Source organism: Staphylococcus sp. 2S1 (assembly GCF_046721335.1).
In the GTDB taxonomy this organism is placed as follows: Bacteria; Bacillota; Bacilli; order Staphylococcales; family Staphylococcaceae; genus Staphylococcus; species Staphylococcus equorum_A.
In genome coordinates, this window is sequence record NZ_JBEUUJ010000003.1 from 2,436,496 (window position 1) to 2,459,210 (window position 22,715).

Genomic DNA, 22,715 nt, shown 5'->3' on the forward strand with positions numbered 1-22,715 from the left:
GAGGATACATAAAACAATATATCCAAATAAGCATGCAACACTCTTTTTTGTTTTTTCATAACAACAAAAGAGAAAAAGGAGGAGTCTATTATGGCTCGATTTAGAGGTTCGAACTGGAAAAAATCACGTCGTTTAGGTATCTCATTAAGTGGTACTGGTAAAGAATTAGAGAAGCGTCCATACGCTCCAGGCCAACATGGTCCTAACCAACGTAAAAAATTATCAGAATATGCATTACAATTACGTGAGAAACAAAAATTACGTTATTTATACGGAATGACTGAAAGACAATTCCGTAACTCATTTGAAATTGCTGGTAACCAACACGGTGTCCATGGTGAAAACTTCATGCAATTACTAGTCTGCTCGTTTAGATGCAGTTGTATATTCATTAGGTTTAGCGCGTACGCGTCGCCAAGCTCGCCAACTTGTTAACCACGGTCATATTTTAGTAGATGGTAAACGTGTTGACATTCCATCATATACTTTAAAACCTGGTCAAGAAATTTCAGTACGTGAAAAATCTTTAAAATTAGATATCATTGCTGAATCTGTTGAAATCAACAACTTCGTACCTGAGTACTTAGAATTTGATGCAGACAACTTAAAAGGTAAATATGTACGCGTTCCTGAACGTAGTGAATTACCTGCTGAAATCAACGAACAACTTATCGTTGAGTATTACTCAAGATAAGCGTTTTAATTTCAAACCAAGAAGTCCTTTTGAGGATTTCTTGGTTTTTTTATTTCTATAAAAGTAATAAACTGCCCCCTATTATTTAATTATAAATAGAAATCTTTTTAACTCCCCCGCTTTAAAGCACAATATCTTTTTACTTTTTTATAATAATTACTGTATGCTATGGGTAAAGGAGTGTTAAATTTGATTATTAGAGCATTAGAGGAGACAGATTTAGATTTTGTACATCACTTAAATAATGAATATTCCATTATGTCTTATTGGTTTGAAGAACCTTATCAATCATTAAGCGAGCTTCAATCATTATATAAAAAACATTTATTAGATGAAACTGAACGTAGATTTATTATTGAAAAAGATCAAACGCGTATCGGTGTTGTTGAATTAGTTGAAATTGACTTTATACATAGTAATTGTGAAATTCAAATTATCATTGATTCCGAATATGGTGGTAAAGGATACGCTAAAAGCGCTTTTAAAATGGCTATTGATTATGCATTCCTAGTACTTAATCTCCACAAAATATATTTATTTGTTGATGTAAACAATGAAAAAGCCGTTCATATTTATAAAGCACAAAACTTCTCCATCGAAGGTACATTACAAGAACATTTTTATACTCGCGGTGAATATAGTGATTGTCATGTGATGGGGTTATTAAAAAAGAATTGGGTAAATCATCACGATAATGATTTATCTCATATTAAATAATATGTCTTGCCTATTTATTAAAACTATAAAAAGCTTAAATGAATCTTTACTATTCATTTAAGCTTTTTTAACTTTTTCATTTTACAAAATATCATTTTGGTTATCTGAAATCAGTCCGTCTACCCCTAATTTCTGCAATGATTTTGCTTGTTCATGTTCATTAACTGTATAGGGCATCACTGACAATCTATACTGATGTGCACTTTTTAAAAACTTCTCTGTAACTAATGCATAATTGGGATTTACATAATTGGCATAGGCCGCAATGCTTTTAAATGGAGGTAATTTATACCAATACTTCTTTTTACTAATCAATACACCTAGCTCATATCCTTCATTCATATCAAATATTTTTTTCATACTTTTTTGATTGAATGATTGTATGATGACTTTGTTTTTTGGTAAATTCCAAGCATTTAATGCATCTATTAATTCGTTTTCAATTTCAGGATAATTCTGCGGTTGTTTTAGTTCTATTAATAATTTTTGAGGATAGTCTTGGATTAATTTAATTACTTCATCCAATGTTGGTAATGTCTCTCCTTCAAATTGCTTATCTTTAGTTATACCATAATCAAATTGTTGCAAAGCTGCTAAAGTCATATCCTTGATTTTTCCTGATCCATTTGAGGTACGGTCAATCGAATCATCATGAATAACTACAAGTTGATTGTCTAATGTCCTGTGTATATCTATTTCTAATATATCAATATTACTTATAAGTGCGGCTTTAAAAGCAATCATCGTATTTTCAGGAAAATATGTAGCAATACCACGATGTGCCACTAATATGAGCTTGTTGTCAGAAGTATATATTGTCATTAAAATTGCTCTCCTCTTTCTTTATAGCTTATTTTCATCTAAACTTAAATTATCACAAATCAACTGGAGGTCAATCGTTATGGTTCAACATGAATTCAAAGTAAACACACAATGGTCTGGTGGTCGCGAAGCTGTAGGTCAACTTCACGGAGACGTATTAGATGAACAAATATCTATACCATCAGGTTTAGGTGGCAATGGAACTGGTACAAATCCAGATGAATTGTTAGTTTCAGTTGCATCTTCTTGTTATATTATCTCACTTGCGGCTGTACTCGAACGTTCTGGTTTTAATAATATAGAAATTCAACAATCATCTATAGGTACAGCTATTTTTGAAAATGCAAAATTTCGTATGGACAACATTATCCATTACCCTGTTATTGAAGTTGAAACTGCACAAAAAGATAGTTTAGTTAGAAAACTACCTAAACTCTTAAAGGTTGCGGACAATAATTGTATGATTTCAAACTCAATTAAAGGTAATGTCACTGTAAAAATAGAACCAAAAATAAAATAATTTAAAAAAATTTTATATATGACGGAATATGAATGTGATAACAATGTATGCCCTTTCATGATATTTTATTTTGTTTATTTACATTATCTTTTAACTTTTGCACTTTTATATTTTCTGAAAATTTGCTAAACTAAGACAATCATAAGCATTGGGGGAATCACACATGAAATATTATCGTCCTATGTTACTTACACCAGGACCAACGCCAGTACCAGAAGAAATTTTACACGCAACACAGTCACCAATGGTCGGACACAGATCAAGTGACTTTGAAACAATTGCTGAAGAAGCGTTTCGTGCACTAAAACCAATATTCGGTGCGCAAAATGACGTAATGATATTAACTTCTAGCGGGACAAGTTCTTTAGAAGCAAGTATGTTAAATATTGCAAATCCTGACGACGATATTGTTATCATTGTTTCAGGTGCTTTCGGTAATCGTTTTAAACAAATTGCTGAAACATATTACGATAACGTACATATTTTTGAAGTCGAATGGGGTAAAGCTGTAAATGTGCCTGAATTTATTGACTTCTTAAAATCATTGAACACAGATATTACAGCAGTTTATAGTCAATATTGTGAAACATCCACTGCAGTTTTGCACCCTGTCCATGAATTAGGACATGCCCTTAAAGCCTACGACGAATCGATTTACTTTATCGTTGATGGCGTGAGTTGTATCGGTGCAGTTAATGTAGACTTACAACGAGATCAGATTGATGTTCTTATATCTGGTAGTCAAAAAGCCATTATGTTGCCTCCTGGCTTAGCGTTTGTAGCTTACAATAATCGTGCTAAAAAACGATTTAGCCAAGTTACTACGCCGAGGTTTTATTTAGATTTAAATAAATATTTAAAATCATTAGAAGCAAATTCAACACCTTTCACACCAAACGTTTCGTTATTTAGAGGTGTGAATGCATATGCCAAATTAGTTGAAGAAGAAGGATTAGACCAAGTTATTGCACGTCATTATGCAATACGTGATGCTTTAAGACAATCACTCAAATCATTAGACTTAGAATTATTGGTACAAGACGAATATGCTTCACCTACTGTTACAGCTTTTGTACCTAAATCAAAAGAAGAACTCAACTTCATTAAAAAAGAACTTAAAAACCGTTTTGCTATAACAATTGCGGGTGGACAAGGTCATCTAAAAGGAGAAATTCTACGTATAGGTCATATGGGTCAAATTTCACCTTTTGATATTTTACAAGTCGTATCAGCATTAGAAATTCTATTAACAGAATTCAGAAAAGAATCATATATTGGTACCGCAATTACTCAGTACATGGAGGTCGTAAAAGCATATGTATAAAATTTTAGTATCTGATCCAATCTCACCAGAAGGTTTAAAAAGTTTAATTGACCATAAAGACTTCGAAGTCGAAATCAATACAGAATTAAATGAAAGCGAACTCGTTGAAAAAATTGGTGATTACCAAGGCTTAATCGTTAGAAGTCAGACACAAGTCACTGCAGAGATGATTGAAGCAGCGCCAAATTTAAAAGTTATTGCTAGAGTCGGCGTCGGCGTTGACAACATTGATGTTGATGCGGCGACCAAAAATGGTGTTATTGTAATTAATGCACCAGATGGTAATACTATTTCTGCAACTGAACACTCTATGGCCATGATTTTATCAATGGCGCGTAATATCCCACAAGCACATCAGTCATTAAAAAATGGAAAATGGGACCGTAAAACATATAGAGGTACAGAGCTTTATAATAAAACGCTTGGCGTCATTGGTGCTTGGTAGAATTGGTTTAGGTGTTGCAAAACGCGCACAAAGTTTCGGTATGCATATCTTAGCTTTTGATCCTTACTTATCTGAAGATAAAGCAAAAGAACTAAATGTAACACGTGCAACAGTTGAAGAAATTGCTGAACAAGCAGATTTCGTTACTGTACATACACCATTAACTCCAAAAACCAAAGGTATCGTCGGTAAAGCATTTTTCGAAAAAGCAAAACCGACGTTACAGATTATTAACGTAGCACGTGGTGGTATTATTGATGAAGCGAGCGCTATTAGACGCTTTGAACAATGATCAAATTCAAAGTGCGGCGATAGATGTATTTGAAAGCGAACCAGACAACTGAGTCCCCTCTTGTTGAGCACGATAAAATTATTGTTACGCCACATTTAGGTGCATCCACTGTTGAAGCACAAGAAAAAGTAGCTGTTTCAGTAGCAAATGAAATCGTGGATATTTTCGAAAATGGTAACGTCTTAAATGCGATTAATGCACCAAAAATGACTTACAGTGAAATCAATGATGAATTGAAGCCTTATATTGAATTAAGTAAAATGACAGGTGAAGTGGGTATTCAATTACTTGAAAAAGCACCGCGCGAACTACAAATCAAATACGAAGGTGACATTGCATTAGATGATACAAGTTTGATTACCAGAACACTTGTATCTGGTGTCTTACGTCAAGATTTAGCAGAGCGTGTAAACTTAATCAATGCTTTAGTACTCTTAAATGAACAAGGTGTATCTTATAATATTGAAAAAAACACAAAACATCGTGGTTTTAGTAACTATATAGAATTAACATTAATCAATAAAGATACTCAAATTAAACTTGGTGCAACTGTACTCAATGGTTATGGTCCAAGAATCGTACGTATAAATGACTATCCAGTAGACTTTAAACCTGAACATCACCAACTGGTAATAAATCATAACGATAGACCAGGCATTGTAGGCCGTACAGGACAAATTCTTGGCACATATGATATCAATATCGCTTCTATGCATCTTGGTCGTACAAACCAAGGTGGTAATGCGCTAATGGTATTATCAATAGATCATCCTGTTACACCAGATGTTATTGATGCTTTATATCAAATTGAAGGATTTAATTTAATACGAAGCGTTGAACTTGATATCCAGAGTGATGCAAACTACAACATTTAAATAGTGAATCATCATAAAAGAACCCGGAACATAAATAGCTTATTTCTCAAATTAAAAATACCAATCTATTAGTTTTCTAATGGATTGGTGTTTTTTATTAACAATAAAAAAGATACTGACGCTTTATTTTTTAGTCATCAAATAATAAGCGTAGTATCTTTTTTAATTACAATAATATTTCTCTGATATCTCCTACATGGTCTACGATATATTCAGCGTCATAAGACTCTAATTCTTCACGAGCATTCTGACCTTTCAAACCTGTTAATGGACCAATGAAAGTCGCCCCTATTTTCTTAGAACTTAATAAATCTGCTAATGAATCTCCTACCACAAAGACATCATCTTTATTAACACGATTTTCTTGATTTGTAGCATATCGTTCATAATTTTTTAAATGATTACCTTCTAATGTTGCTAAATAGCTAAAGGGATTAGGCTTACCTAATGGCTTTAACTCAGGATATTGTTCCTCAGCGATTAATACCTCACTTGCGGTAACAATATGTAAGTCATCAAATAAATCTTTGATACCAATTGCTTCAAATGGCACTATTGTTTCTGTTCTAGGTCTACCAGTTGCAATGGCTATATGATAGCCAGCAGCTTTCAAATCTGTTAATAACTGTTTAATTTCAGATACAGGTCTTAACACGACTTCTTTATATATGTATCCTTCTTTAAATTCTGTACGGTTAGGCTTTTGTTCTACTTCATTAAATAACTGGGAGCCTAAGTACCACTCTTGGTAAACTTCTTGCGCAAGCGTCCAAAACGGACTTTTTAGTTCAAATAGTGCTGTTTGTTTTGTATTTAACTGATCACCGAGCATGCGTAACAAGTGTTTGATAAATATTGTCTTTTCCTGAACTTATACCATCTAAAAACGATAATGGTGACTCAAAGTTCAATTCTATATCAAAAATGTTTTCACCAATCTGTTGCAATGTTTCTTGATTAAAGCTTTCTGAGTTTAAAACTTCCACTAATTTTTCTTGGGGTAATGTCTTGCAAATTTCAATAAAGTGAATGGCAACTACTACAAATAACATATCCCAATTTGAATTTAATCCAAGTGATTTTAACTTAGTTAAAATTTCATCATGATAGAATACGATATCTCTTATTTCAGTAATTTGTTGATCACTTAAATCATCAAATTGTATAGATGGATCTAATCCCATATAATCTTTACTCATAAGCATTTCGTAAACCGTCAATGCGGATACATCAAAACACCTTTCTTCACTTAAAAAAACACCATCAACATCAAATAATACCGACTTCATCTCATCTACTCTCCTTAAATCAGAAAATTCTGATACTAGTTCATCGTACTATTTACCCATGAAAAGAGCAATGTATTTTTATCATTTTATCAAACAAATCATATCGTTAAATATTTAATTTTTTTATATAAAAAATACGCCCTACAAAGATCCACTTTTTCAGTGATAACTATGCTTAGGCGTATTCTAAAATAAACTATTTAGATATTATTTTTGTTGCTCTGATTCCATTTGTACTTCAATTTCATCAGCTACTTGCTGAACTTGAGTGCCGATAATAACTTGGGCATTATGTTTACCACTCTTCGTCACACCGACAGCTCCTGCGCCCTTAATCTTAGCTTCATCAATAATGCTATTATCATGTAATTCCATGCGTAATCTAGTAGCACAGTTTGTTAATGATGCAATATTCTCTTTGCCACCTAATCCATCTAAAATTTGGCTTGCTGTATTTGTATATTTATTAGTTGCCGCTGTAGATGCGCCTTCTGAATCTGCAGCATCCCCCGTTGACGCTTCATCAGAAGTTGGATCTGGTAGTAAGTTATCCCCACGACCAGGCGTATTTAATTTCAATACTTTAATCGCTATTCTAAATACAAAGTAATATATCACAAAGAATACAAGTCCTTGTAGTAATAACATGAATGGTTGACTTGAAACAGGATTAATTAATGATAGTACATAGTCTATTAAACCAGCACTAAATGAGAACCCTGCTGTCCACTCAAACAATGCTGCTATAAACATGGATAAACCAGTTAAAAATGCATGTATAACAAATAATACTGGTGCTACAAACATGAATGAGAATTCAATTGGTTCAGTAACACCAACAAAGAATGCTGAAACTGCGCCACCAAACATTAAACCATAGACACGTTTTTTCTGTTTAGATTCAGCTGTGTGGTACATCGCTAATGCTTGCAGCAGGAATACCAAACATCATTACTGGGAAGAAACCAGCCATATAACGTCCTGTAATACCATGTACTGCACCATCACCAGTTTGGAATTTAGCAATGTCATTAATACCTGCTAAATCAAACCAAAACACTGAATTTAATGCATGATGCAAGCCAGTTGGTATCAATAATCTATTAAAGAAACCATATAAGAAAGCACCGACTGGACCTAAATCTAAAATCCATGTCCCAAATGTTACAATTGCTGAATAGATAACTGGCCAAACAAATAACATCAATACAGCCAATATAATACTAAAAAATGCTGTTAAAATAGGTACTAAACGTTTACCACTAAAGAATGATAATGCTGTAGGTAATTCAGTTTTACTAAATTTGTTATAAGTATACAGCTGCAATTAAACCAATCAACAAACCAATAAAAACGTTAGAATTATTCATTTGTTCAAAAGCTTCGTTTACGCCTGTCTCCTTAACACCTAATAATGGTGCTAATTTGGCTGGGCTTAAAACCACTGTCGTTAAAAAGAAACCGACTGCTGCAGCAAGTGCTACTGCACCGTCATTTTTCTTAGCCATTCCTAATGCTACCCCAATCGCAAAAAGAATACCTAGTTGTTCAAGAATCGTCGAACCGGCAGAAGAGAAAAACGCTGCTACCGTTGGCAAGACTCCTATTGCTGTTAACGCGTTACCGATACCTGTAATAATCGCGGCTGCTGGTAATACTGCAACAGGAAGCATAAGAGATCTACCAAGACGTTGAAAGAAACTAAACATAACAATTCCCCATTTCAAAATAGATATTTACACAAACAAACACCACATGCACAATATGTCCACGTGGTGTTTGTAAACGTTTTACTTGTTGTCATTGTACAGTTACATAATAACACAAGTTTAAAAAAATTCGTATATAAATTAAAATGTCTAACTTTTTAAAAAATATTGAAACTTACTATTTATCATTCACATAATCATTTAATTCATTTTGTAATTGTATCGTTCTACTTTCTAATTCTTTAGTTAGATATTCTAACTTTTCATTGCGTTTCATGTTTTTTGGTAAATGCTTTGTTTCGATAGGTTCACCAAATTTAACAATTGCTTTACCTGTAATGAGTCCCTTAATTTCTTTAGGTCCAACATATGCGGCAGGTAAAATGGGAGCTTGCGCCATCAAAGCAATAGTTACTGCGCCACGTTTCATTGGCGATCCCTCATCATATTTCATACGATGACCAGTTGGGAATATACCTACCGTTTTATTTTCTTTTAATAATTTAACCGGTTTTTTCAATGTACTTGGCCCTGGATTTTCTCTATCTACAGGAAAAGCATTTAAAGAACTTAAAAACTTACCAAACCATTTATTGTTGAATAACTCTTTTTTAGCCATGTAATGAATTTGATTTGGGTATATTGCTGTCCCTAACATGATTACTTCATTATAGCTTTCGTGAGTACAAGTCACTACATATCTGTGAAGTTGAGGTATATTTTCTTTACCTTGCACCTCTAGTGATTTACATATTTTCATAATAATTAAATCTAACAAACCGCTAATGAATTTATACATTTCTCCACCTACTTCATTTTCCATTATATTTACCTATTGATTCTATCATTTAGTCACCTTATGAACAAGAATATTTATATTTCAGTCTAAAGTTGTATAGTGATATACTAGAAAAAGTTGTATAAACCTAGCATAATAGGTTATATAGAATAAATCGGAGGTAAAGTATGTCAGATTTTAATAACGATAATAACTCTAATGAAACTCAAAACCCTCGTCAACCGCAACAACCGGAACAACCTCAAAATAAAAGGTCAAAACATAAAGCCAAATTCCCCTGGTTTAAAACAATAATCGTGGCCTTAGTTGCCGGTATTATAGGTGCGCTTTTGGTATTAGGCATTGGGAAAATTATGGAAAGCACAGGTTTAAATGATAACGGGTCTTCCGTTCAAGACGCTTCTAATAGTAGCAATGGCGGCAATACACTTGATGGGAAAAGTGAAAAATATGATTCTGTGAATCAAATGATTAACGATGTCTCTCCTGCTATTGTAGGCGTTATTAATATGCAAAAAGCTCAGAATTTAGATAGTTTACTGAAAGGTGAATCTTCTAAATCAGAAGAAGTCTGGTGTTGGATCAGGTGTTATTTATCAAAAAAATAATGGTTCTGCATATATCGTAACGAATAACCACGTCATTGATGGTGCAAATGAAATTAAAGTACAATTACATAATTCTAAACAAGTCGATGCTAAATTAGTTGGGAAAGATGCGTTAACAGATATAGCAGTATTAAAAATCAATGATACAAAAGGTACAAAAGCAATTGATTTTGCTAATTCTTCAAAAGTAAAAACAGGAGACAGTGTTTTTGCAATGGGTAATCCTTTAGGCTTACAATTTGCTAACTCAGTGACTTCAGGTATTATTTCTGCTAGCGAACGCACAATTGATACGAAAACATCTGCTTGGTACGAATAAAGTAAATGTATTACAAACAGATGCGGCAATTAATCCTGGTAATTCAGGTGGCGCACTCGTTGATATTAATGGTAATCTCGTAGGTATTAACTCAATGAAGATTGCAAGTGAACAAGTTGAAGGTATTGGTTTTGCAATCCCAAGTAATGAAGTTAAAGTTACCATTAAAGAGCTTGTAGAAAATGGCGAGATTGAGCGCCCTTCTATTGGAATTAGTTTACTCAATGTAAGTGAGATACCAGAACAATATAAAGAAGAACTGAATACAAAACGCAAAGATGGTGTCTACATTGCCAAAGTTCATGCTGATAATGAGCTTAAAGAAGGTGATATCATCACTGCGATTGACGATAAAAAAGTTAAAGAAGACACGGACTTACGCTCTTATTTATATGAAAATAAAAAACCTGGTGATTCAGTAGAAATGACTATTGAAAGAAATGGTAAAGAGCAAACAGTGGAAGTACCATTAAAAGAACAAAAATCAACATCTTCAGAGTCATCTGAGAAAGAAAGTGAAAATACTTCACCGTTTAATTAAAAACAATAACAGAATACCTATTTTGAACCAACCAAGTAAATTAATCTGACTTGGTTGGTTTTTTATTACATAACAATCAGGCCTATTCCATTTTATTCAAATTAATAATTATGATAAAAATTAAACTCAGTTCTATCCTACAGAAAGCACTTTTCCCATGAGACAATTTTCATTAAAAAATGACAATACTTTAGCCGACTCCTGTGGAAAAAATGTATTAGCCGAAGAATAAAGGCTGAGGCAAGCTAAACAAAAACAGCCGACAAAGTCCTAAGGCATTGTCGGCTGTTTTGTCGATAATTTAAATATCGTATTATTCTTCTATCTTTATATATATTATTTATAATTAACCATGAAATATTTTTTCTTACCACGACGAATAATTGTAAATTCGTTCTCAATTTTATCGTCAGCTGTTAATTCATATTTCACATCCTGTTGTCTTATACCATTGATATAAATTGCACCGTTATTCACATCTTCACGTGCTTGACGTTTAGACGATGAAATACCAGTTTCAACAATTACTTCAACAATATTTGTTATTTCTTTGCTCAATTCAACTTGTGGCACATCCTTGAATCCTGCTTTTAATTCTGAAGCCGACAATGATTGTAAGTCACCGACAAATAATGCTTTTGAGATACGCATTGCATCGTCTAATGCGAGCTTGACCATGGATGAAACGTGTTACATTTTCAGCTAAGGCTTTTTGTGCTTCACGTAAATGTGGTGCTTCATTTAACGATTTTTCTAATGCTTCAATTTCTTCTTTTTCTAAGAATGTAAAATATTTCAAGAATTTGATTACATCATCGTCTGTAGTGTTGATCCAAAATTGGTAAAATTCGTATGGACTCGTTTTTATAGCGTCTAACCAAACTGCGCCACCTTCTGATTTGCCGAATTTTTTACCATCTGATTTAACGACTAATGGAATCGTCAGTCCGTAAGCTTCTGTTTGGCCGTACATACGACGCATTAATTCAATTCCACTTGTGATATTGCCCCATTGATCAGAACCACCAACTTGTACTTTACAGTTGTAAGTGTTGTTTAAATGACCAAAATCAATTGCCTGAAGGATTGTATATGTGAACTCAGTGAACGAAATACCATATTCTAAACGACTTTGAATGGAGTCTTTACCCAACATGTAATTCACACCAACATGTTTACCGTAATCTCTTAAGAAATCAATCAAAGAAATTTGGCTTAACCAATCTCTATTATTAACCAGTTTAGCACCTTTATCAGTACCAAATTCGAAAATTTTATGCATTTGTTCACTGATGCCTTGAACGTTTAATTCAACTTGTTCTTCTGTTTGTAAGACACGTTCTTCAGATTTACCTGATGGATCACCAATCATACCTGTGCCCCCACCGATTAATACGAGTGGACGATGCCCATGTTCTTGGAATCTACGTAAAGTTAAAAATGGTAATAAATGACCGATGTGTAAACTATCTGCAGTTGGATCGGCACCACAGTATAATGTAACTTGTTCTTTATTCAATACATTCTCTATACCAGACTTCGTCTGTTTGTTGATAAATTAAGCCTCTCCATTTTAAATCTTCTAATAATGCATTTGTCATTGTATATACCTCCTATATTTATTAAGATATTGTTTCGAATAGATTTTAAATATCATCCAAAGTTTAATTTACTTTTAGCAAGTGCGACCGAATAACACTTAAAAAATAAAAAAACGCCCCTACAAATTAATGTAAGGGCGCATGCGCACGGTACCACCATACTTTAAGTCAAACAACTTTATTAATGATACGTTCATTAACTTAAACGTTTGGATGAGTGAAATCATTAAGGTGTATTCACATATGAATCATCGTTAGTTCACAGCAACCACTAACTCTCTGAAGATGACACCATATGTTACTTCTCCTTTATCCAAAAACGATATCGAATTGATGTTAATTATAAGTAACTCTATTTTAAAAGTCAATATCAAATATTATGTTATAATATTGCATACGTAAGGAGGTCAGACATGGAAAATCAAACACATGAAAATAATGTTCACAATCATTTACATAACTCTAAATTCTCTAAATTTGAAATTATCTATAAAAAATTAAAGCATCTTTTCATTGGCTTGTTTGCAATTTTCGCATGTACCTTTATTATTCTATTAGCCATATCGGTATTTTACTTCCAAAGTTTGACTGATGAATCTGTAAACATGTCAGATAACGAATTACGTACTAAATTGCTGAACATTGTTGGTAGTCAAGATATAAATTATAACAGTAAACATATTTTAACAGAATACAATGGATCAACAAATTCACTTATCGTAGGACCAAAACATGTGAATAGCAATGTGATAAAGGCGTTAACTTCTTCAGAAGACAGCTTGTTTTTCTATCATAATGGTATTTTACCAAAGGCTATTATTCGAGCTGTTGGTCAAGATATATTTAATACAGAAGCCGCAACTGGAGGCGAGCACCATCACACAACAACTCGTAAAAAATCAATTACTGACAAACGAAAAAACATATCATCGCAAAGCTAATGAACTCATCCTATCTATGCGAACTGAAAAGATTTTAACCAAAGATGAAATTATCTATACTTATTTGAATATCGTGCCTTTTGGACGTGATTATAATGGCACTGATATCACAGGTATCGCTTCAGCATCCTACAGTTTATTTGGAAAAGCAGCTACAAACTTAAATATCGCTGAATCAGCCTATCTGATTGGACTTTTACAAAGCCCTTATTATTACACTCCTTATGAAACAGATGGTTCACTCAAATCTGACGCTCAAATACAAATTGGTTTGGATCGCCAACACTATGTGCTCAAACGGATGTTAGTTGAAGGTGAAATTACTACTTATGACTTTAAAAAAGCTGAAAAATACAATATCAAACAACATTTAATGACAAAATAAAGTGTCTAGTTCATAAACTTCTCTGACAATTAAAAAAATAGCTGTGAAGAAATCTATCTTTATAGATTTCCTTACAGCTATTTTTAATATGTTTGTATTATATAATAGTTAAAATTTAGAATAGACCAATTGCATGTCCATCATCAGTAACATCCATGTTTAATGCTGCTGGTTTTTTAGGAAGACCAGGCATAGTCATGATTGCTCCAGTCAATGCAACAATAAATCCTGCGCCAGTTTTAGCTTCTAATTCACGAATAGTGATTTCAAAACCTTCAGGTGCGCCTAATTGTGTTGCATCATCCGAGAATGAATACTGTGTTTTAGCCATACAAACCGGATAATTATCCCAGCCATTTTCTTTAAATTGTTTAAGCTGTTTTTGTGCTTTGCTCGCTAAATGTAACTTTTGAGCCACCATAAATTTCTTTAACAATTGTTTCAATTTTTTCTTCAAGTGGTAAATCTAATTCGTATAAATGTTTGAAGTCTTGTGGTTCATCAAGCACCTCTAGCACTTCATTTGCTAAATCGATGCCGCCTTTACCACCTTTTTCCCAAACTTCAGTTAAAGCAAGTCTCACACCGTTCTCTTTTGCCCATTGTTGTACATATTGTGTTTCTTCTTCAGTATCATGTACGAACGCATTCAACGCAACTACAGGTTCTAAACCATATTTTTTAACGTTTTTAACGTGGCGTTCTAAGTTCACGATGCCTTTTTTAACCGCTTCAACATTTTCTTCTTTTAAGTTGTCTTTAGCTACACCGCCATGCATTTTAAGCGCACGAACTGTCGCAACTACTACAACTGCTGAAGGTTCAAATCCTGCTTCACGTGCTTTAATATCTATGAATTTTTCAGCACCTAAATCTGAGCCAAAGCCAGCTTCAGTTACAACAATATCTGCTAAGTCTCTTGCAGTTTCTGTTGCTAAAATTGAATTACAACCATGTGCAATATTAGCAAATGGCCCACCATGTACAAGGGCTGGTGTGCCTTCAATTGTTTGTACTAAGTTAGGTTTAATTGCATCTTTAAGGATCATAGCTAACGCGCCTTCTACTTTTAAATCAGCTACTGTAACAGGTTTACGTGATCTAGTATAACCTACAGTAATCCTACTGATTTTCGCTTTTAAATCATTAAGGTCATTAGATAAACAAAGAATTGCCATTATTTCAGAAGCAACGGTAATATTAAAGCCATCTTCTCTTGGAACCCCTTGCGTTGGTCCACCTAAACCTACATTTACATTACGTAATGCACGGTCATTCATGTCTAAAACACGTTTCCATTCAATACGTCTTTGATCGATTTCTAATTCATTACCTTGATGCATATGATTATCAATAAATGCTGACAGTGCATTATTTGCAGTAGTGATTGCGTGGAAGTCACCATTGAAGTGTAGATTTATATCTTCCATTGGTAATACTTGTGCATAGCCACCACCAGTTGCCCCACCTTTTATTCCGAAAATAGGACCTAAAGCTGGTTCACGTAACGCTACCATGACGCTTTTTTTAAGTTCGTTGAATGCATCTGCTAACCCAACTGTAACTGTCGATTTACCTTCACCTGCTGGCGTTGGACTCATAGCAGTAACTAATACTACTTTCCCCTTACCATTTTTTTGTTGAACTTGATTAATATCAATCTTAGCTTTATAGTGCCCGTATGGTTCTAATGCATCTGCGGGTATGCCCGCCTGCTTAGCAATGTCTCCAATCGGTTTTAATGTTGATTGATTTGCTATATCTAAATCAGATAAGTGTGCCAAATTCATTCGCCCCTTCTTAAATAAATTTTAAATCAATACATATATTTCCTATATATACTACTGATAAAAATAAATCCTTACATATTAATATTAACTAACTTATGTTGTGTTGTCGATTAATAGAGATAGCGCTTTCAAAATAATAAATGAATATTTTCACCTTATGTGACCTATGTTACGCTTAAATTGTTATTTTACACCAAAAAAACTCCCTGAATATCATCATAATCTTTAGTGTGTAGCATAAAGCACATACTTAAAGTTGATAATATAAAGGGAGTATAAAATAGCTTGTGTTATTTTATATTGAAAATACAGGTTAACTATTTATGATTAAACTAAGTAAAATAAAACTACTTTTTTGTTTAATTAGTCTTCCATTGTACTTAAATCGCCTTCAGGTAAATCAAGTTCCCAAGCTTTAAGGACACGACGCATAATTTTACCAGAACGTGTTTTAGGAAGTTTTTCTTTAAATTCTATTTCGCGTGGTGCGGCGTGTGCGGCTAAACCTTCTTTAACAAATACGCGAATTTCTTCTTTTAGTTCATCTGAAGCTTCATACTCTGGGCGTAAAGCAACAAATGCTTTAATAATTTCTCCTCTTACTGGATCTGGTTTACCAATCACACCTGCTTCGCAACCGATTCATGTTCTACTAGTTTCGATTCTACTTCAAAAGGACCTACACGTTCGCCTGCCGTCATGATAACGTCATCTACACGACCTTGGAACCAATAATAGCCATCTTCATCTTTGTAAGCAGAGTCTCCAGAAACATACCAATCACCAATAAAGTATGAATCATATTTTTCAGGATTTTTCCAAATAGAAACCATCATAGATGGCCATCCTTTTTTAATTGCAAGGTTGCCCATTCGATTTGGTGGCAACTCGTTACCTTGATCATCAACAATAGATGCTTCTATACCTGGTAACGGTTTACCCATTGACCCTAATTTAACATCCATAGATGGATAGTTAACGATCATATGGCCCCCTGTTTCAGTCATCCACCACGTATCTAAGACACGTTTACCAAAGACATCTTTTGACCATTTAATAACTTCAGGATTAAGCGGCTCACCTACAGATAAGATACTTTTTAGTGATGATAAGTCGTATTTGTCGATAATATCATCGCCGGCACTCATCAACATTCTTAATGCAGTTGGCGCCGTATACCATATTGTAACTTTATATTCTTCAATCATGCCGTACCACGCTTCAGGTGAGAATCTACCTCCAACGATACAATTTGTCACACCATTTAACCAAGGACTGAAAATACCATATGAAGTACCTGTCACCCAGCCCGGATCAGCTGTACACCAATATACATCGTCTTCTTTAAAATCTAGTACATATTTACCAGAAATATAATGAACGAGCATTGCTTTTTGAGCATGTAATACACCTTTAGGTTGGCCTGTTGATCCTGAAGTATAATGCAATATCAAACCGTCATCTAAGTTTAACCATTCTGTTTCAAATTGGCCACTCGCATTTTTAAATTCACTATTAAAGTCAACATATTCACTATCTACTTCTTCATCTACGACTACAATCGTTTCTAAATGTGGTAATTTATCTTTAGGAATACGTGGCAATAATGCATTCGTCGTCACAATCACTTTCGCTTCACTATTTTCTAAACGATCTGCAACAGCTTTTTCCATAAATGCTTCAAATAACGGTCCTACAATTGCACCTATTTTTAATATTCCAAATAAAGCAAAATAAAGTTCTGGTGTTCTAGGCATAAATACAAAAACGCGGTCACCTTTCTCAATGTTTGCTTTATCTTTTAATACATTTGCGACTTTATTAGAATTTGATTTCATTTCTTCAAAAGTATAACTTTCTTTACGCTTATCATCTTTATAATGTAATGCGATTTTTTCACCATTACCTTCATCCACATGGCGGTCAATACATTCATGTGCCATATTGATCTTACCAGTTTCTGACCATGAAAATGCTTTTTCTATTTCTTTCCAATCAAAATTTGCGTATTCTTTTTCATAGTCTTGTAGGTTAAAATTTCCATTTTCCCCTTTGTATACTTCTACTTTCATTTTGAATCCCCCTCTTAATGAAATCGCTTGCTTAAAAATTATTATAACTAACATTGTCAAAATTTTCAAAATAATAGTGTGTAAACGAATACATTATTGTGTTATTTTAAACTTTTTTAACTTATAATAGAGTTATATTAGATTGTTTACTGTATGCGTATGCGGTAGTTTGGAGTGAAAAAATGGAACATATAAAAACATATCAATCTCAAACTTATCATTTGGAGCAAGGAACATTTGTGATAGAAGGTCCTGTTTCAAGAAATAACCTTGAATCTATGACATTTGATGATGGGCTCTTTGCATTTCGCCCACCTGAGGATCAATTTGAAGCCATAAAAGAAATTAGTGAATTAGAAGAAGGCAGAATTTTTGTACTACGTAATTCACAACATATTATTGGCTATGTCACCTATCATTATCCAGACCCATTAGAACGTTGGTCTAGTGGTAATTTGGAATACTTAATAGAATTAGGCGCTATAGAGTTAAGCCTAGCCTATCGTGATTTACATTTAGGCAGTGAACTTATCAAAGTCAGTTTAGCGACTGATGAATATGAAGATTACATCGTGTTAACTACTGAATATTATTGGCATTGGGATTTGAAAAATTCTGGACTTGATGTATATGAATATAAAAAATTAATGCAGAAATTGATGGGTTATGGGGGCCTTGAAGTATTTGCAACAGATGATCCAGAAATTACAAGTCATCCTGCTAATTGTCTTATGGCAAGAATTGGTTCAAGAATTTCTATAGAACAATTACAAGCATTTGATGACATTCGATTTATGAATCGCTTTTTCTTTTAAAGGGGAGAAACATATGAGTAATACGCAACAATCAACGGGCTTTGTCTATTCTAATGAAATACTGCAATATCGTTTTAGTAATAGCCATCCATTTAATCAAATGAGATTAAAATTAACAACAGAATTATTAACAGATTTAGGATATTTAAAATCACATCATATTATTAAACCACGTATAGCTAATGATACCGAATTATCATTAATTCATTCTCATGATTATATTCAAGCGATCAGACGTGCTTCACATGGTATTTTAAGTGACAATGAAGCTAAGAAGTATGGATTAGATGGGGATGATACCCTACAATTTAGAATGATGCATAAGCACAGTGCACGCATTGTGGGTGGCGCATTGAATTTAGCTGATCACATCATGGATGATACAGTCACCAATGGTTGCCATTTAGGTGGTGGTTTACATCATAGCCTACCCGGCCGTGCAAATGGTTTTTGTATTTATAATGATGTTGCAGTTACAATCGCCTATCTCATACAGAAATATGGGCAACGCGTGCTATGTATTGATACAGATGCACACCATGGTGATGGGACCCAATGGAGTTTTTATACAAATGATCAAGCCTTAATTTATTCGATACATGAAACTGGAAAATTTCTTTTCCCTGGTTCTGGACGTTACACAGAACGTGGTAGCGAACAAGGTTTTGGCTATACAGTAAATATTCCACTTGAACCTTATACAGAAGATGATTCATTTCTGGAAATATTTAAAGAAACGATAGAGCCTATAGTAGCTTCATTTAAACCAGATATCATTGTGAGTGTGCATGGTGTTGATATTCACTACTTAGATCCACTCACGCATTTAAACTGTACGCTTGAATCACTATATCAAATTCCATATATCATTAAAGATTTAGCAGATAAATACACAAATGGTAAAGTATTAATGTTTGGTGGTGGCGGCTATAATATTTGGAAAGTTGTCCCACGTGCTTGGAGCCACGTTTTTTTAGCTTTAATCGGAGAAAAACCACAAACTGGTCGTTTGCCTGATAAATGGTTAACAAAATGGCAACAATACGCACCTTGCGAACTACCACAAACTTGGACCGATGAAAAAACTGACTATCACATCATACCTAGACAAAAAGAAATTACGGAAACCAATTTAAAATATGCTAAACAAGTGCTGAGTTGGTTTTAAATAAATCTACATCACATATACTGAGTTAAATCTTTAATTTAAATAAAAAACGAAATTCTTAATTAATAAGAATTTCGTTTTTTGTATTTCATTATAGTTTAATAACATTGATTGTTAATTATACTTTGCTATATCTACAAAAATTTTATTTTGTAGTACCTCTATACTCAACTCTATGAGGTAAAATCACATTAGGCTCGTCGATTTCTTCATCATTCATATATTTAGTAAGAAGTCTCATACCCACTGCCCCAATATCGTATAACGGTTGGATTACACTAGATAATTGAGGTCTTACCATTTCAACAAGTCTAGTATTGTTAAAACTTACAATTTGTAATGACTCCGGAACATTAATCCCTGCATCTTGAGCGACATGAACTAGGCCAATTGCTTGTTCATCACTGATTGATAAAATTGCATCTGGCTTAGCAGATTTCAAAGCATCAAATGCACGTAGACCATCTTTATACGTTTCATTACCATTAAAAATCAATCCTTCATTTAATGAAAGTTTATGCTCTGCTAAGACGTCTTTTAATCCTACTAGCACATCTTCTTGTGCTTTTTTAGAATAATCGCCGCCCACAAAAGCAAACGTTTTTGCACCGTTTTCGATTAATTGATTTGTAATTTGTTTAGTTGCTGATTTGAAATCAATATTTACAGATGAAATACCTTCATCTTTACCATTTGTACCTGAAACTACTACAGGAACTGATGTTTTATTAATCAATTCTTTGATTTCTTCTGAAATTGTTCCACCTAAGAAAATAATACCATCTACTTGTTTACTTAATAGGTTGTTAAATATTTCTTTTTCTTTACTTGGATCATTATCAGAATTTGAAATAATTGAATGGTATTTATACATTGTTGCTATATCTTCTAACCCTCGAGCAAGTTGCGAATAATAGACATTTGAAATATCTGGAATAATAACGCCTACTGTTGTTGTTCGTTTACTAGCTAATCCTCTTGCTACTGCGTTTGGACGGTAGTTCAATTTATTAATAACATCGTTTACTTTGTCACGTGTTTCGGGTTTAACATTTTGATTACCATTAACAACACGTGAGACAGTTGCCATAGATACTCTTGCTTCTCTAGCTACATCATATATAGTTACAGTCATAATTTCCTCCTTGAAAGCGATTTCTTTATTATTATACTCTGTTTTCATAACATTTTCAAAGTTTACCATATTTTCACTAAATGTAAAATAGTTTTGTTTTGAATGTCATAATTATGTCATTTTATAAAATTATAAACCTACTAAATGTATTATATTTCTTATTTTCAGTGAAAACAAACCTTTTTCGTTTAAATTTTTATGTTTTTCATTAAAATCAAGTGTAATTTGATGATTCATCATTTATTTTTTATTTTATATTTAAATATGCTATTCAGTTAGCACGTCACTCCAAAGCATGAGCATTTTATAAATTACCACAATATGCTTCATTCATTTCAAAAATAGTATAAAGACACAAAAAACCCTTATTACAATTACTAATCAAGTAGTAACGTAACAAGGGCTATATATATATTATTTTAATTGTTTGTTATTGTACATATCAGCTAATGGTCTAATTTCATTATAGAAATTCTCGAATTCATCGAAATCCATTTGTTGACCACTATCGCTTAATGCAACTGATGGATCAGGGTGGACTTCAGCCATGATGCCATCTGCGCCTACTGCTAAGCCGGCTTTAGCTGTTGGTAACATGATATCTTTACGTCCTGTACTGTGTGTAACGTCAACCATTACTGGTAAGTGTGTACCTTGTTTTAAAATAGGTACTGCAGAAATATCTAATGTGTTTCTTGTTGCTTTTTCGTAAGTACGGATACCGCGTTCACATAGAATAATGTTTTCATTACCTTGAGAAGCAATGTATTCTGCTGCAAAGATAAATTCTTCAATTGTTGCAGATAAACCACGTTTTAATAATACTGGTTTATTTGAACGACCTGCTTCTTTTAATAATTCAAAGTTTTGCATATTACGTGCACCAATTTGGAATACATCTAAATAATCATCTGCTACTTCAAAATCTGCAGGATTTACAATTTCACTAACTACATTCAGGCCGTATTTGTCTTTAGTATTTTTAAGAATCTTAAGACCTTCAACACCTAATCCTTGGAAATCATATGGAGATGTACGCGGTTTGAAAGCACCACCTCTAATGAATTTTTCGCCTCTAGCTTGTAAATTAGCCGCAACTGCATCAACTTGTTCTTGAGATTCAACTGAACATGGTCCAAATACGAATGATTTATTACCACTTCCAATAATGCCCCCATTATCGAATTGTACTATTGTATCTTCTGGTTTTAATTTTCTTGATACATATAAATGTTTTTCATTTTCAGATTTTTGTAAATCAGTAGAGGCTTTAAAAATTTCCTTGAATAATTGTTTAATCACATTATCGTTAAATGGACCTTCATTTTTATCTAATAGTTTGTTAATCATTTCTTTTTCACGTTGAGGATCGTACACTGCTGTACCCTGCTTACGTTTTTCCTCACCAATGTTTTGTGCTATTTTCCCTCTTTTAGATAAAAGATTTAAAATTTCTTCATTAATATCAACAATCTCGCTTCTGAATTCTTGTAATTTGTCTGTCATTTTATTCACCTCTATGAAAAATTTAAAATCGATATTTTATTCTGCTTTAAAGCGATAAAATATTTGTTAAACGTAATTCTAACAATAACTACTTATAAGTTCAAGTAATGATTGTTAAAATTTCACTTTCTGTAAGTGAATATCCCTAATGGTAACTGAATTTTCAGTCATTTACCAGTAATATTTTACACTATTCTTTCATTTTCTATAATTTATTAACTTAAGTTTCATTTAATTCAATTTATTGCCATATAAATGCTCAATTGTACTTTCTAAATAATGATTTACTCAAACATTTATTAAATAAATACATTGTTTATCTCATAATTATTTTTGCTTTAAAAAGCA

Annotated in this window: 9 protein-coding genes and 10 pseudogenes; 9 read left to right on the forward strand and 10 right to left on the reverse strand. The window is 33.2% G+C overall.

What is annotated here, in order from left to right:
* Positions 1-90 precede the first annotated feature (90 nt).
* Together rpsD and ABLV90_RS12675 are read left to right on the forward strand one after the other, a co-directional pair.
* Positions 91-694: pseudogene (gene rpsD / locus ABLV90_RS12670) on the forward strand (30S ribosomal protein S4).
* Between the two features lie 189 nt (positions 695-883).
* Positions 884-1,411 (forward strand): GNAT family N-acetyltransferase, encoded by a 528-nt coding sequence (locus tag ABLV90_RS12675; RefSeq protein ID WP_002507336.1) that lies wholly within the window; start codon positions 884-886, stop codon positions 1,409-1,411.
* An 81-nt stretch (positions 1,412-1,492) separates the two neighbouring features.
* Here the strand turns inward: ABLV90_RS12675 and ABLV90_RS12680 are convergent, their stop codons facing one another.
* Positions 1,493-2,233, reverse strand: coding sequence for a glycerophosphodiester phosphodiesterase (locus tag ABLV90_RS12680; protein ID WP_427707879.1), 741 nt, complete (start codon positions 2,231-2,233; stop codon positions 1,493-1,495).
* A gap of 79 nt (positions 2,234-2,312) precedes the next feature.
* Here ABLV90_RS12680 and ABLV90_RS12685 point away from each other — a divergent pair, with 79 nt between their 5' ends.
* From ABLV90_RS12685 to serA, 3 genes and pseudogenes are all read left to right on the forward strand, one after another.
* Positions 2,313-2,753, forward strand: a complete 441-nt coding sequence (locus tag ABLV90_RS12685) for an SACOL1771 family peroxiredoxin (protein WP_460872727.1) — start codon at positions 2,313-2,315, stop codon at positions 2,751-2,753.
* Positions 2,754-2,916: 163 nt separating this feature from the next.
* Positions 2,917-4,077 carry a pyridoxal-phosphate-dependent aminotransferase family protein gene (locus tag ABLV90_RS12690; protein ID WP_427704237.1) on the forward strand — a complete coding sequence of 387 codons (1,161 nt, stop codon included), beginning with the start codon at positions 2,917-2,919 and terminating at the stop codon, positions 4,075-4,077.
* A pseudogene (gene serA, locus ABLV90_RS12695) lies at positions 4,070-5,689 on the forward strand (phosphoglycerate dehydrogenase). The gene ABLV90_RS12690 and the pseudogene serA overlap by 8 nt, the downstream one beginning before the upstream one ends.
* Positions 5,690-5,855: 166 nt before the next feature.
* Here serA and ABLV90_RS12700 read toward each other — a convergent pair.
* From ABLV90_RS12700 to ABLV90_RS12715, 4 genes and pseudogenes are all read right to left on the reverse strand, one after another.
* Positions 5,856-6,978, reverse strand: a pseudogene (locus ABLV90_RS12700) (HAD family hydrolase).
* 207 nt (positions 6,979-7,185) lie between these two features.
* A pseudogene (locus tag ABLV90_RS12705) lies at positions 7,186-7,497 on the reverse strand (PTS transporter subunit EIIB); the annotation flags it as partial.
* 5 nt (positions 7,498-7,502) lie between these two features.
* Positions 7,503-8,687: pseudogene (locus ABLV90_RS12710) on the reverse strand (PTS transporter subunit EIIC); the annotation flags it as partial.
* Positions 8,688-8,865: 178 nt separating this feature from the next.
* On the reverse strand, positions 8,866-9,486 hold the full coding sequence (locus ABLV90_RS12715; protein WP_069816471.1) for a lysophospholipid acyltransferase family protein: 621 nt from the start codon (positions 9,484-9,486) through the stop codon (positions 8,866-8,868).
* 167 nt (positions 9,487-9,653) lie between these two features.
* On the opposite strand from ABLV90_RS12715, the pseudogene ABLV90_RS12720 reads away from it, so the two are divergent.
* Positions 9,654-10,954 (forward strand): annotated as a pseudogene (locus ABLV90_RS12720) (S1C family serine protease).
* Positions 10,955-11,290: 336 nt separating this feature from the next.
* Here the strand turns inward: ABLV90_RS12720 and tyrS are convergent.
* Positions 11,291-12,555 (reverse strand): annotated as a pseudogene (gene tyrS, locus ABLV90_RS12725) (tyrosine--tRNA ligase).
* 413 nt (positions 12,556-12,968) lie between these two features.
* On the opposite strand from tyrS, the pseudogene ABLV90_RS12730 reads away from it, so the two are divergent.
* A pseudogene (locus tag ABLV90_RS12730) lies at positions 12,969-13,881 on the forward strand (transglycosylase domain-containing protein).
* Positions 13,882-13,996: 115 nt separating this feature from the next.
* On the opposite strand, the pseudogene ABLV90_RS12735 reads toward ABLV90_RS12730, so the two are convergent.
* Both ABLV90_RS12735 and acsA read right to left on the reverse strand, forming a co-directional pair.
* Positions 13,997-15,665, reverse strand: a pseudogene (locus tag ABLV90_RS12735) (formate--tetrahydrofolate ligase).
* Between the two features lie 369 nt (positions 15,666-16,034).
* Positions 16,035-17,743: pseudogene (gene acsA / locus ABLV90_RS12740) on the reverse strand (acetate--CoA ligase).
* A gap of 182 nt (positions 17,744-17,925) precedes the next feature.
* On the opposite strand from acsA, the gene ABLV90_RS12745 reads away from it, so the two are divergent.
* Both ABLV90_RS12745 and ABLV90_RS12750 read left to right on the forward strand, forming a co-directional pair.
* On the forward strand, positions 17,926-18,558 hold the full coding sequence (locus tag ABLV90_RS12745) for an N-acetyltransferase (protein WP_460872728.1): 633 nt from the start codon (positions 17,926-17,928) through the stop codon (positions 18,556-18,558).
* Positions 18,559-18,571: 13 nt separating this feature from the next.
* Positions 18,572-19,726: an acetoin utilization protein AcuC gene (locus tag ABLV90_RS12750; protein ID WP_285323386.1), complete on the forward strand. Its 1,155-nt coding sequence runs from the start codon at positions 18,572-18,574 to the stop codon at positions 19,724-19,726.
* Between the two features lie 145 nt (positions 19,727-19,871).
* On the opposite strand, the gene ccpA is transcribed toward ABLV90_RS12750, so the two are convergent.
* Both ccpA and ABLV90_RS12760 read right to left on the reverse strand, forming a co-directional pair.
* A complete protein-coding gene (gene ccpA / locus ABLV90_RS12755; protein ID WP_460872729.1) occupies positions 19,872-20,861 on the reverse strand; it encodes a catabolite control protein A in 990 nt (329 codons plus the stop codon).
* Positions 20,862-21,275: 414 nt separating this feature from the next.
* Complete coding sequence (locus tag ABLV90_RS12760; RefSeq protein WP_002507320.1) at positions 21,276-22,367, reverse strand: bifunctional 3-deoxy-7-phosphoheptulonate synthase/chorismate mutase; 1,092 nt, start codon at positions 22,365-22,367, stop codon at positions 21,276-21,278.
* Between the last annotated feature and the right edge of the window lie 348 nt (positions 22,368-22,715).